The 13046-nt window shown below is 68.5% G+C and carries 12 protein-coding genes; 2 read left to right on the top strand and 10 right to left on the bottom strand.

The annotated features are described in order from the left end of the window. Positions 1-4 precede the first annotated feature (4 nt). Positions 5-790, bottom strand: coding sequence for a helix-turn-helix domain-containing protein (locus A5784_RS29510; RefSeq protein WP_064948411.1), 786 nt, complete (start codon positions 788-790; stop codon positions 5-7). A gap of 384 nt (positions 791-1174) precedes the next feature. Between A5784_RS29510 and A5784_RS29505 the strand changes: the two genes are divergently transcribed. Continuing rightward, positions 1175-1468 carry a WhiB family transcriptional regulator gene (locus tag A5784_RS29505; RefSeq protein WP_029368917.1) on the top strand — a complete coding sequence of 98 codons (294 nt, stop codon included), beginning with the start codon at positions 1175-1177 and terminating at the stop codon, positions 1466-1468. A 201-nt stretch (positions 1469-1669) separates the two neighbouring features. Here A5784_RS29505 and A5784_RS29500 read toward each other — a convergent pair whose 3' ends face one another. Continuing rightward, the gene (locus tag A5784_RS29500; RefSeq protein ID WP_502687548.1) at positions 1670-1927 is read right to left on the bottom strand and encodes a DivIVA domain-containing protein; all 258 of its coding nucleotides are present in this window, start codon (positions 1925-1927) and stop codon (positions 1670-1672) included. Positions 1928-1980: 53 nt separating this feature from the next. On the opposite strand from A5784_RS29500, the gene A5784_RS29495 reads away from it, so the two are divergent. Next, positions 1981-2946, top strand: coding sequence for a pirin family protein (locus A5784_RS29495; protein WP_064948434.1), 966 nt, complete (start codon positions 1981-1983; stop codon positions 2944-2946). Here the strand turns inward: A5784_RS29495 and A5784_RS29490 are convergent. The 8 genes from A5784_RS29490 to A5784_RS29450 all read right to left on the bottom strand — a co-directional run bounded on the left by A5784_RS29490 (position 2943) and on the right by A5784_RS29450 (position 13046). Beyond that, entirely contained in the window at positions 2943-3458 is a 516-nt protein-coding gene (locus A5784_RS29490; RefSeq protein WP_064948409.1) for a pyridoxamine 5'-phosphate oxidase family protein, read from the bottom strand. The genes A5784_RS29495 and A5784_RS29490 overlap by 4 nt on opposite strands. A gap of 76 nt (positions 3459-3534) precedes the next feature. Further along, a complete protein-coding gene (locus A5784_RS29485) occupies positions 3535-4425 on the bottom strand; it encodes a sensor domain-containing protein (protein ID WP_064948408.1) in 891 nt (296 codons plus the stop codon). Position 4426: 1 nt separating this feature from the next. Beyond that, positions 4427-5443: a sensor domain-containing protein gene (locus A5784_RS29480; RefSeq protein ID WP_064948407.1), complete on the bottom strand. Its 1017-nt coding sequence runs from the start codon at positions 5441-5443 to the stop codon at positions 4427-4429. Continuing rightward, positions 5440-6327: a sensor domain-containing protein gene (locus A5784_RS37890; RefSeq protein ID WP_082945149.1), complete on the bottom strand. Its 888-nt coding sequence runs from the start codon at positions 6325-6327 to the stop codon at positions 5440-5442. Before A5784_RS37890 ends, A5784_RS29480 begins: the two co-directional genes overlap by 4 nt. Positions 6328-6329: 2 nt before the next feature. Next, positions 6330-7487, bottom strand: a complete 1158-nt coding sequence (locus tag A5784_RS29465; RefSeq protein ID WP_064948404.1) for a hypothetical protein — start codon at positions 7485-7487, stop codon at positions 6330-6332. Then, a complete protein-coding gene (locus A5784_RS29460) occupies positions 7484-8413 on the bottom strand; it encodes a hypothetical protein (protein ID WP_064948403.1) in 930 nt (309 codons plus the stop codon). The genes A5784_RS29465 and A5784_RS29460 overlap by 4 nt, the downstream gene beginning before the upstream one ends. Beyond that, entirely contained in the window at positions 8413-10899 is a 2487-nt protein-coding gene (locus A5784_RS29455) for a GAP1-N2 domain-containing protein (protein ID WP_064948402.1), read from the bottom strand. The genes A5784_RS29460 and A5784_RS29455 overlap by 1 nt, the downstream gene beginning before the upstream one ends. Further along, positions 10896-13046, bottom strand: a complete 2151-nt coding sequence (locus A5784_RS29450; protein ID WP_064948401.1) for a SaeA-related protein — start codon at positions 13044-13046, stop codon at positions 10896-10898. Before A5784_RS29450 ends, A5784_RS29455 begins: the two co-directional genes overlap by 4 nt.

The following is a 13046-nucleotide window of genomic DNA, read 5'->3' as shown; positions in this document are numbered from 1 at the left end:
GGGGTCAGGCCATTGCGTTGATCAGCGCCTCGATGGCGTGCACGGCGGCGGCATCCACCGGGTATTCGGCCTCGGTACGGCTGATCGCGTCCTCGGGCACGCCCGCTGCCTGCGCCATCTCCCCCATGGTGAGGTTGGCGCGTCGCCGCGCGGCGTAGAGCCGCTGTCCGAGCGTCGCGCCCGGCGCCGCCGCGGCTCGCATGGTGAGCTCGTCGATCTGATGCCGGACTGCACTGAGCGCCTTGATCAACGCGGGCGTCACCTGGCTGATCCGGGCGGCCCGTGATGCCACTGCCTCGAGCTGGCGCAGGTCGGCGAGGATCGCCGTGACGCGGGGGGTGAAATCGGGATCGCTGACCGGCGGCATGGCGTCCATGGTCGAGCCGAGTGTGTTGGCCGCGGTGAGCACCGCCTGGGCGATCAGCGGCACCTCGGCATTCGCCGGGGCGAATACGGGGGCACTGGGTGCCACCTCGGGCTCGGCAGGCAGAGTCGCGGCGGGCGGGGGCGGCAGCACGGGTTCGGCCGGGACCGAGCCGCCCTGACGCAGCCGTGCGATGGTGCCCGGCGGCCAGCGCAAGACCTCTTCGAGTTTGAGCCGGGTACGTTCGCGGGGCCAGCTGCGGCCCTTCTCGAAGGCGATCAGCGCACCGGCATTGATGACACCGTCGGCAGCGAGACTGCGCTGGCTGATGTCGAGTTCGCGGCGGCGCGCAGCGGCAGCCGCTCCGGCGCGGATCAAGCCGACGTCGAACTCGCCGGTCGCGAGATCGAACTCCGCATCGGTCATCTCCGGATGGTTCCTTAGCTGAATGAGCTGGAGCGCTTGGCGGCCCGTGATGGCTGCGTGGACCCATCGATTCTAACCCCATACCGCAGCACCGCTACGACTTGGGTTTCGGGATTTTTCCCTAACCGCACCAGTGCTACGGCTTGGCCGGAAGGGTAGCCGTACCCATGCTACGGAGCCGGCATCGGCCGCTTCATTTGCCATCGGTGCTGTTCATGCAGGTAATGACAACTAGGTAGTTTTACGCTTGCGGGCGAACCAAAACCGTTTCGTAGCGCCGCAACGGTTTAAATTTCTCCAAACTGTTGCACTGCTACGGTTCTTGCTATAGCGTTCCTCTCAACGCGGGACACCCGCATAGTCCTTACGAGGGGAGCAGCACAAATGACCGCATTGATGGCCAACGGAATCCCGCTCGGCGTCTGCACCGCCAACCCGGAGCGCTGGACCTCAACGCCCGACGACCAGGCAAAGGTCATCTGCCGGGAGTGCCCGCGCCGCTGGCTGTGCGCACGCGAGGCCTGCGAACTGCCGCGCGCCGAAGGGCTCTGGGCCGGGATCATGGTTCCCGAAGGTGGCCGCGGCCGCACATTCGCACTCAAGCAACTGCGTTCGCTCGCCGAGCGCAACGGCTACCCGGTCCGCAAGACCAAGCTGATCTTCCCGGAAGCCGCCTGATCCACCTGCCCTCTCGCTGCCGAGTTCGAGGGGACGGCGGCGGGAGGGCAGCAGTTCCACGCGGGGGAGGAATAGGGGCCCGGGGCGTGCTGTTGATGCATGCGACGGTGCCGGGCATTGCCCCGGGCCCCACACCACAACTGTCGCTTCGAGCGACCACTCGCCGCGAGGCGCAGTGACGGCACCGTCCCCCAACTTCTTTCAGCGCTCGAGCGTGGCGACTACCGCATCGAGCAGCCGGTCGACCTCGTCCTCGTTGTATCCCCGTTGGAACAGCGGAGGCTTCGGGAACGCGACGTTGCGCACATCTGCGGCGCTCAGGTGGCCGCGACCCTCGAGCCGGCGAGCGACGAGTTGCAGGAAGTCATCGACGGACTTGCGGTCGTAACCCCGTTTACCCACCGGCGGTTTCGTCAACGCGACATTGCGAACATCGTCAGCGGTCAGCGGCCGGGTCATGCCGGACATGCTAACCACGCATGCCGCACAGTGGATCGCACTACGGTGGCACCATGAGCAACACCGACGTCCTACCGACCGAAGTCACCTGCACGGCTTCGGCATTCACCGGCGTCCTGCACGCACGTGAGGTGCCGCTCGGCGGACCGCGGGCCCTGCTGGTGCGGCGGACCCTGCCGCAACGCGACCGGTCGCTGATCGGCGCATGGTGCTTCGCCGATCACTACGGTCCCCACGATGTCCGCGGCGGTACGGGCATGGACGTCCCGCCCCATCCGCACACCGGATTGCAGACCGTGAGTTGGCTCTTCCAGGGCGAGATCGAACATCGCGACAGCGCCGGCGTGCACGCGATGGTCCGCCCCGGCGAGCTCAACCTCATGACGGCCGGGGCGGGCATCTGCCACTCCGAAGTATCCACCTCTGCCACGACCATCCTGCACGGCGTGCAGCTGTGGGTCGCTCTTCCCGACGCCGACCGCGACGCCGACCGCGATTTCGCGCACTACGCACCGCAGGCCCGCAACGTAGGCGGAGCGACATTACGAGTCTTCCTCGGCGAGTTGGCCGATTCACGGTCGCCGGTACACACCTTCACCCCGCTGCTCGGCGCCCAACTCGACCTCGACCCCGGCGCCACCGTGACCCTGCAGGTCGATCCGACCTTCGAACACGGCGTTCTGCTCGACGAAGGCGACGTCGAGGTGGCCGGAACGCCGCTGGCGGTCGCCGATCTCGCATACCAGAGCCCCGGCCATCGCGAACTTCACCTGGTCAACCGCGGAGCAGGCCCAGCTCGTCTGATCATCCTCGGCGGCATCCCGTTTCCCGAGGAACTCGTGATGTGGTGGAACTTCGTCGGGCGCAGCCATGACGACATCGCCGCCTACCGCGAACAGTGGCAGGCCAATGACGCCCGCTTCGGCGACGTCGAGGGGTATGTCGGCCACATCGCCCGGCTGCCCGCGCCGCCGCTGCCCAACGCCAAGCTCAAGCCGCGGCCGCGCCCGACGGCCTAGCCGGTCGCGGCGTCGCCCAGGTACTGCGCAGTGCTGCCGCTCACCGGCATGTCAGGCAATCCCAGCTTGCGGTGATCCCAGCTCCGCAGCCGGCCGGGCACCACGCGCACCGCGATGCGGTTGTTCATCATCTGATCGACGAACGGCCGCATCTCCTCGGTGTAGGGACCCGTGTAGCGCTCCCATACGCTGATGCCCACGCGCAGTATGGTTTCCGGGTCGTCGACGATTTCCGCACGGCCGTCGATGGACACCCCGCGCAGGGTGCCGTAGGTGAGCCCATCTTCGATCATCACGGTGACCGTGGGGTCGCGGCGCAGGTTGACCGCCTTCTGTGACTTGGCCTTGGTCTCGAACCAGATCTCGCCGTCCAGCACCGCGTACCACATCGCGACGAGGTGCGGCCTGCCGTCGGCCTGCAGCGTCGCCATGGTCGCCGTCCGGCTGCGCTCGATGAATTCCGCGATCTCGTCGTCGGCCATGACGATCTTCGCGCGTTCGTTCTTACCCACGCACCAGCACCTCTCTGCTCATCGGATGGGATTCAGCTTCCTACAGCCCGATCGACCTATGGCACAGGGGTCTTGCCTACGCCGGTATCCGCGACAGAATCTCCAAAGCAATCGATTCCGCGCTCTCACCGAGATCGGCGCCCATCAGCGCCAGGTCGACGACGACGTTCGCCTTGGCCACGACCACGCGCGTGCTGACGAACAGCGCCGAATTGGCCATCGTGGCACTTACCAGCACGATCGACGGGTTCCGGTTGCCGTGCGTGACCGGCCCCACCGTGTAGTGCGAGGTGGGAGTGCCGTCGGTGAAGGCGACGGTCACCGGACCTGCGCACCCACGCCACTTCGCTTCGATATCGGAGACGAGTCGGCTTGCCACCGAGGGGTTTTCGTAGAGCACCACCCGCTGCTCGAGGCCACCGAGGCCGACCTTCTTCATGTCCCCGACGAGGTCGACCTGCCGGGCCGCGGTCGCGATGACATCGCTGGGAACAAACACCTCGGTGCCACCGCCGAACAACGCGGAGACGCACTGCGGCGGGGTGACGGTGATGCCTTCCGATCCGTTGAGTGCCGTGCTGTCGGTCGTCTTGTAGTCGTTGGCGGCGTTCGCCAATCGCTTGACGTCGTCGAGGGACAGCAGAAAGCCGGCCAACTGTGACGGGCTCACGGGTTCCGGCACGCTCAAGGTCGGGGTGGTGCTCGTCGCTGTCGTCGTCGCGGCAGGCCCGGGTGCCGGAGCACTGCGCTTGCCGGGTACGACGAGCCAGATCACCAGGGCTGCAACGGAGATCACCACAACGGCGGCCATCGCCACGAGGATGACGCCGCGCCGTTTGGCGCGCGGCGGCTGTGGGGCGGGCGCCGGGATGACCGGCGGTCCACCGTACGGGGGCTGCTGGCCGGCGGGATAGCTGCCGAACGGCGCCCCGCCGAACGGGTCGTCTGGTCCGCCCGGGTATGTCACGTCAGCCCGGAATCTTGGCGAGGACGTTGTTGACGGCCCTGATGTTCTGGTCGGTCAGATCCGCTCCGACCATCTGCACGTCGACCAGGACATTGGACTTGGCACCGATGGCCCGATAGATGCCGGTGGTCGAACCTATGTTGGTGTTGTGCACTCCCGTTACGGCGCCGCTGTTTTCGGGTGCGCCGAGGATGAACTTGGACCACTTGCCGTCCTGGACGATAGTCCATGTCAGCGTCTTACCGGCGCACTGCTGCAGCAGCGCGATGTAGTTGGTCAGCGTCTTCTGCGCGGCGGCTGCGTCGTCGAACACAGCCACTCCGATGCCGGCCTGGGTGTTGCCGTGGGGCCCAGAGGCATTCACCGACAGCACCGAGCGGTAACCGCTGTCTTTATACGGCTCCGGGGTGAACGAATTCATCGACACCACACATTCGGGCGGGTCGAAGGTCTGCACAGACGATGAGACCACCCCCACCTCGTCGCCGTTGCCTGCATCGGTCAGGTCCGGGTTGTTCATGAGTTGGCGCATCTCGGCCAGGCTCGGCAGCAATCCGGCCATGTCCGCGGGTGCGACCGGAGGCGGTGGTGGCGGAGGCGGCGGGGGCAGGCTCGTCGACGTGCTCGCCTGGACGGACGTCGTCGTAGTGGTCTGGGCGACAACGATTTTCGAATCGGAAGCCGAGGGTTTCACCGTGATCCACACGACGAGGCCAACCACGGCCGCCACGATGAAGGTGTACGACAGCGCCACCCCGATGAGGGCACGGTCGTGGCCGCGCTGCCCGGTGCGCTTGACCTGCGACAAACCGAGATGGCCGAGCACCGCGCCGATCGGGGCGAACACGAATGCGAAAACCACCGAGAGCGTCGCGAACGTGTTGACCTCGCCGGAGGGTGACGGTGGTTGCGGCGCCGCCGGTATGACCGGCGGACCGCTGTAGGGCGGTGGCGGTGTCGGCGGCAGCTGGCCGAACGGCATGCCGCCGAACGGGTCATCGGGAGGCGGGTAGGTCATGTCAGACTGCCGATCCGCGCGAGGATTTCGGCGGTGATGGTCTGTGCGCCGTTGCCGAAGTTTCCGCCGAACACCGCCACATCGACCAGGACGTTGTTCTTGGCGGCGATGACCCGGACGTTGCGGAAGTTCGGGACGCCCGGGGTGTCGGTCACGATACTGCTCAACACCACGATGGACGGATCCTGTGGTGAGCGGGTCAGCGGGTCCACCTGGTACTTGATCCAGTTCTTGCCATAGTTCAGAGTCTCGGTCAGCAGGCCGACGCACCCACGCCACAGATTCTCGATATTCGCGGCCTGCTTGGTTGCCGCAGATGCGTTCGGGTACAACACCACTCGTTCTTCGACCCCGCCCAACTCGGTCGTGGTCAACGGGTCAGGCAGCACGACCGACCGTGAGTACGTCGCCGTGGCACCACTGTTGACGAATATTTCGCCTGCGCCGGTGAACAACGCCGAGCGGCAGTTGTCAGGCTGTGTCACAACCCCTTCGGAGGCGTTGAACTGCTGCTTCTCGGTCACGGCATAGGCGGTGCTCGTCGCGTCCGTCGCGCGCTTGACCTCGTCCATGCTGAGCAGCAACCCGGGCAGTTGGGCCGAATTCACCAGCGCAGGCGCCGCCGTCGTGGTCGGCGTCGACGGAGCCGTCGAGGTCGGACCGGCCGCCGGGGTGCTCGACGAATCGGGAATCACGGCCCAGATCACCAGCGCGGCAACGGCTATGGTGGCGACCCCGCCGAAAGCCGCCAGCATCACAACTGACTTGGATCTGCGCGGCGGTCGCGGCGGCGGCAGCTGAGACGGTGCGGAGATGATCGGCGGACCATCCGGTGACTGACCGAACGGCGCCCCGCCGAACGGATCCCCCCAACCCTGCGTCACTCCTACAGCACCCCGAAACTCGACGTCACCCACCGCACCGGATCAGCGCACCGGAACGGCGCGATGCCCCGCGAGTGCAGCCGGTTGCCGCTGGGCGGCTGCCCCAACGCGGATACGACGAAATAGCGGTTCTGCAAACGCATTCCGTTCGAAGGGTTCTCGACCGCGGCGACGATCGAGCCCGCATTCAGCCGGGTCAGCAGGCTGCGCACCTCTTCGTGCATCAGTTGACCGCCGACCTCGTCGTACTGCTGACTGTCGGAGGTGTCCCGCAGGTAGGCCGCGCCCGCGTTGGACATGATCAGGCTCCACTCGGAACCCTCGACCTCCCGCAGCACGCGCAGCGCGTCGAACTTCGACAGGATCACCGCAAGTTTGGGCTGCCCCGGCGCGACCGCCATCGTCACGTTGTTGAGCACTGATCGCGGATCGCCGCCACTGAACAGCTGAGCGGGCAGCAGATCCTGCAGCTGATCGCGAATCGCCTTGACCCGCAACGGGTCGAACATGAAGAACACCGCGTCGGCGTTCGCGAAGAACCGGAACGGCGGTGTGTGCAGATCACCGGACTCCATGTCCTCGCCCGCGACATCGCGCAGCACCAGGAACCGCCGCACGCCGTGCCAGATGCCGATCGAGAACATCAGAGGTTCACGCTGCGTGGAGGCCTGGGTGTGCACGGTCGGGGTCGGCGGGATCAGACCGCGCTGCACGTACAGCGGCGTCTCGTAGTTGGTCGCATAGGCCTGCGCGGTCGCCCGGGTGACCGGTTCCATCGACACACCGAGCCGTTCACACAGCAGCTCAAGCTGTTTCACCAACACACCGATGTAGAGGCTCTTGCCGGTGGCACGCGCCCCGGCCATGGCGATGCAGATGGCGTGCCCCTGCCGCCAGCCCTCGGGCAACACGTAGTGGCAGACCGGGCAGATCTCGACCGCCGGGCCCTGCAACGCTCGGCTGGCCTCCGCGGTCGGTGGCGGCGGTCCGTTGTACCCCGGCGTGCGGGTCCAGGTGTAGAGCGGGCCGCAGTCGGCGGGCGCGCCCAGGTACGCCGTCGCGACGTCGTCGCGGTAGCGCGTACCGCCGGCCTGAGCGGACAGTGTCCACAGATGCTGGTTCGGGTTGAGCGCCGAAAAACAACGCGGGCATTTGCTCATGGGGCCAGGGCCTTCACCAGCGACGCCGTGATCCGGTCCAGCACAGGCGGATGCGCCAGCAGCTCGGCGGTTGCCTCGTTACCCGGCCGCGGTGCGGGCAGGCGCGCCCCGGCAGCGTCGAGCCTGCGATCGTTGGACAGCGCGATCACCGGAAACCGTTGCCGCACCGCGCTTGTCGGATAATCCGCGCAGACCACCACGCGGGACCGCCCTGGGGCCAGACGCGACCAGCGGGCGCCCGCCGACCAGCGGGGCGTCGCTCGTCGGACCGCCTCCGCCAGCTCCGCACTGCCCGACGCGGTTACCGGGACCACGTCCGCGCCCACCAGGACCGCCGAAACGTTGCGCACACCCACCGCATCGGCCACACCGACCACGATCTCGGTGGCCGCCACCACGCTGCCGTCGGCGAACCAGCTGCGCATCGACGCTGAGGTGTCGAACGCGATCAGCACCGCACCGTCGGACTCGCCCGGCCCGCGGCCGGTGATCTTGCGCGCCGAGGTTCGCGCGGCGGTGGCCAGGGGACTCAGCTGCGTATCGGCGACCGCGCTGACCGAGATGTCGATCTGGGTGCCGTCGGGGGTCAGCTTGGCGAACGTCAGCCCGGTGTCACCGCTGACGTCGATCGGGTCGAACATCACTTGGACCGGATCGACGTCACCGGGATTGTCGTGGGCGATCGCCAGGTGGATGACGGTCCCGCTGCCGAACCGGTCGGTGCCCACCGGGCGCACCGACACCATGACCGGGCCGGTGAGGCTGGGCAGCAACGCCTGATGCGCGCTCGAGCGCACCACCGGCTGATCGGGTCCGCCGTGCACCTCGAGGGCGGCGCCGCCGACGGCGCCGGTGATGGACACCGACAGCGCCTGGCTGGGTATCTGCACCCGCTGGTTGCGTGCGTTCACCACATAGATCGGCATCAGCGACTCCCCCGCAATCTGGCCGCCAGCGACGGTTGTGCGTCATTGCGCCGGGCCAGCAGCCTGCCCACCATCTTCCGGTACCGCCGCACCGTGGGATCCGAGGCATCCCCGGACAGCTGTGTCATCAACATCGTGACCGCGTCGACGTCGCTCTCCTCACCGGGCATGCCTGCCGCCACGCGTTCGGCCAGTTGCCCCATCAATTGATCGATCACGTCCAGTTGCTGCTGGGCATCTTCGGCCGACGCGACGCGCAGCAGTGTCACCGCAAGCACGGCCTGCGGCGCCACCTCGTAGCCGTCGACCAGCGGCATCACCCGCGCGATGGCCTCGCCGCCGAGACCGGCATCGGCGGCCAGGACCGTGCAGGCCTGCGGGTAGGGCTGGCCGGCGATGACGCCCAGTAGGGCGAACGTCAGCATGCGTACAGCGAAGTCGTGGTGCACACCGCTCGGCTCGGTATTGCTCAGGACCTGATCCCAGAACGGCAGGTATGCGCTCTGGTGGGTCTCCACGTACCGCTGGTGCATCCACATCTGCGGCTCGATGTACCGCACCGCCGCGCACGCCACGGCCGTGCTGTCGCCGTTGCCGTCGATCACCCGGCCTGCCAGCTCGGTCAGCGCGGGCGAATCCGGCGCGCCTACCAGCGTGCGCACAGTGCCGGACCCGGTGATCGGGTCGGCACCCAACGCCAGCAGGAGGTCGGCCGGATCCCACACCGAGTCCGCGACGGCCTGTTCGAAATGCGGGGACGCGGTCGCCTTCAGCCACCACAGCTGTGCCCCGGAATCACCCGGCTCGACAGACCCGCGCCTGCCCGCCCGGATACCGCGCAGCGCAGCGCGGATCCAGGTCTGGTCCCACGGGCTGGCATGCGCCAGCTCGTCGGCGCCGGGCAGGGGCGTCGCATCGGCCAGCCAATCGAGCAGGCTGTCACTGATCGCGGTGCCCTCGACGTCACCGCCGGCCCGCAGCAAAGCAGCGCCGATCGCCAACCTGCCGTCCGCGTCGACGCGCTGGCGCATCTTGGGACCGCGCACCGGATCGTCGAGATGCGGCACCACATCGTCCAGCAGCGCCGGGGCGAGGCGATCGTCGGCGACCCCTGCCCGCAGCAGCAGCTCGATCACCCGCAGCTCCCGTTCAGGGCCTTGGTCCCGTGCCGCGGCCAGCCCCGGGCCGATCGCCGACTGTACCTGCGAAGGCGTTGGTTTCCCGTGAAACAATCTGGGCCCCAACGGGATAGGGCCGAGTTGCCCGAGCCAGGTGTCATCGGTGATGGCCCGGCTCAGATACGTCGCATCGGCGAAATCGGCTGCGGGCCCATCCGGCAGTTCCTGCACGGCGCGCCAGGCGTCGGCAGTGCTGGTACCTACCACAGCCGACAGCACGCCGGCGATGGTCTGGGCGGCCTGCGAGCCGGCCGGGACGTCCGGAGGCGAGTGGGCAGCGATCACCTCGTGCGCCTCTTCGACGGCGTCAGCGAACTCCGGGCGGCCTGCCACCACCATCGCAGTCGGCCACGCGGGGTGCAGACCCTCGTCGTGGACCTGCTCGGCGACGCGGTCGATGTCGTCGAGCAACCGGCGCGCCGAATGTGGTTCCAGGAGCACCACCTGGGCCATGGCCGACCAGTGCGTGGCCTCGATGGTGTGCCCGCGTGCGGTCCGGTGCGGATCGCCGTCGAGCTCGCCCATCGATACCGCTTCGGACTCGCTGATCACGACGACGCCTGCGGGCACGGCATCCAGATCACCGATCGGCACGGCCGTCAGCAGCTGGCCGCTGTGCAGTGCCAACATGACCTGATCGGCCCGGTCGAGCGTGGAAAAGCTCAGGGTGGCCGCGGTTCCGGGCGACATCAGAAAGCTCACCAGCCCGATCCACTGCGCGGCCGATTCGACCGACTCCGCGCCGAGCACCACCGGCGCTCCCCCGTCGAGCGCCCCGGCCACGGCATCGAGCAGCGCGAACAGCGTCGCCAGCCGCCATGTGCTGGTGTCCAGCGCGAAGGCCACCACGCTGTCCTTGGTCACCACCGTGCCCGGCTCGGGTGGGCTGTCGGGGATGGTCGCTCTGCTCACCGCCGCCGCGCCGTACGGGCGCGCCCACTGCGGCGACCGCCACCACTGGATGGGCCGGCGGCGCGGTGCTGACAGCGGCGTGCGGTCCAGCACGACGTGGGCGAACACATTGCCGGGCCTGCCGGTGCTGTCCGATCCCGCGGGCACGGTGTGCCAGTACCCCGTACCGGTGTCGACCCTGCCGTAGGCCAGCCGCCGCGGTCCCTGGTCGAGCTGTTCGGGTGTCGGGTAATCGGGCAGCGGCTGCACCGGGCGGAACACCGTGCGGACCCCGGCGATCAGCTGCTGGGTTTCTTCCGGCGTCAGGTCACCGGTGGTCTGCTTGACCTGCCATCCGCCTGCCGAACCGACAGCATCGAACGACGTGTAGGCCAACTGGCCATAGCGTGAGGTCATTGCGCCATCGCAGTCAGCCGCAGACTGTCCACCGGCGGATCGAGCAGGGCGATCACCCGTAGCCGCTCGGCCGACGGGGTGTTGACGAACAACCGGATCCAGCCCTGCAAGCCGCGCACGTTGGCTGCCCACAGCTCGCCGGTTCCCGACGTGGTCAGCTGCGACCAGCGCAGTTCCTTCGACGGGCGATCGGCGAACTGCCCCTGCGCATCCAGCGGGGCCACGTCGACGGCTTGACCGTCGTGGACGCTGAGCGGTATCCGCTGTGGATTGTTGACCAGCACGAACGCGGGTGAACCGGGAAGATCGTGCTCGGAGCGCATGGCGATGGTCGCGGTCGTCGGGAACCCCTGCGGGTCCCGGCCGATGCGCACCGCGTACTGCAGCCGCAGCAACCCGTGGTACTCGACGCTGGCGATCGCACCGGTCACCCGGCGGCCACCCGAGAACGCCACCGGGGCCAGGTGCAGCGAGCAACCACCGACCGGGAGCTGCCCGGTGAGCTGCATCCCGCCGTACTTCTCGTATTCCTCCAGCGAGATCTCGAACGACTTGCCGGTCAGCCCGCCCCGCGGGTCGTAGCCCTTCGGGGCCAGATACAGCACCACACCGGCCGCGCCGTCGGGCCAGTCGAAGGTCAGCACCTGCTTGTTGCAGTACTCGGCGAGTTCGATGTCGCGGATGGCGCCGGTCCGCACCGATGACAGCGTGCGGCCCACCAAGGCCCGGCCGGCCAGGATGGTCACCGGGGTGAGGTAGGCGCGGCTCCAGTCGGACGGCCAGGACACCCCGGCCATCAGCGCGCGGGGTCTGCCGTCGGGCCCGGTCTGGGTGACCACCGGCTGGGTGAGCCGCAGCTCCGGCGTCAGCCCGACCTGCTCGAGGGCGCCCTCGGGCAGCTCGGCCGATTCCGCGCCGGCATTCGGCCCGTCCTGGGTGCGGTAGATGACGATGCGTCCACCCGCCGGTGGAGTCCAGGTCAGGTCGAAGGACGAGCCGTCCACCCCGGTCGCCACCGCAAGGTCGGTGACCGGGGCCAGCACGGCGGAGATCTCGATGTCGGTCTCGACGGCTTCCGACAGCCGCAGCACCCCGTCGACGTTGGCCGCGCAGCGGGCGCGGTACTGGTAGCGCTCACCGCGAACGGGCTCGGAGTCGACGAAGCCGTTGAGGTTGTCGCTGCCCGCGAGGATGCGGTACTGCGGACCGTCGCGCCCGGCCTCGGCGGCCGGTACGCGGTAGACGTAAACCGAGCTGACCCCAGCAGGCACGGTCCACTGGCCGATGACCCGGCCGGCATCCTCCCGGATCGCGAAGTCGGTGATCGGGCTGACCAGCACCCCGGCGGCGTAGAGCATCGGCTGCGCGGTCAGGGCCTCAGCGCGCGTGGCCCCGACGTTGATCCAGACCTGGTAGTGCCGGACCGCCGCGGCGGGTGGGCGGGTGTCGGCCGCGGACGTCGTATCGGTGGCGGCCACCAGATCGGCGCGGTCCGGTGAGTACGGCGGGTTGTCCTCGGAGCTCACCAACCGGTAGAGCACGACGCCGTCGGTGCCCTGCAGCGGCGGCCAGCTGATCTCCATGGCACCACCGGCGGCGCTGCGACGCAACGCGATGTTCTGCCGGGGCGGCTGCTGCTGACCGAATGTGAACGGGGTGAAATCGGCTGCAGTGAGCGGTGTTTCAGCCGCCGGGGGTTCGGCCTGCGCTGACACCGGCTCGGCCGGTGGGGCCGGTTCGGTGGGGGCGGCCGGCGCCGAGGGCGGCGGCAGCGTTCCCGAGGCCCCGGCCGGTGGCAGGGTTCCCGACGCCCCAGGCGGCGGCAGCGCCGCACCAGTCGACGCATCGGTGGTGCGGTGTCTGCCCGTGATCGACGTCTGCTCAGTGGACGACGTGTCCAGTTCGGAGAGCACCCTGGCCATTTCGTCGGCGTGCTCGGCGACGGAGCCGGGCAGCATCGCGCGGATCTGTTCGACGTCCGTGCGGCCGGACCTCAACACGAGACGAAGATGGGCCTCTTTGAAGCTGCGGGCCGCCACAGCGCCGGAATCGATGAGCTGCTGGCGCCAGGCCAGCAGGGGTGCGAGCCGAGGATCGGCGTCGTCGGGATCCTCCCGGTGAAAGGGATCGGGGCTGGAATCCTGCAT

Origin of the sequence: Mycobacterium sp. 852013-50091_SCH5140682 (assembly GCF_001665685.1) — a bacterium.
In the GTDB taxonomy this organism is placed as follows: Bacteria; Actinomycetota; Actinomycetes; order Mycobacteriales; family Mycobacteriaceae; genus Mycobacterium.
The sequence above is the reverse complement of the archived record's forward strand: the minus strand, read 5'-3'. Positions and strand labels throughout refer to the sequence as shown.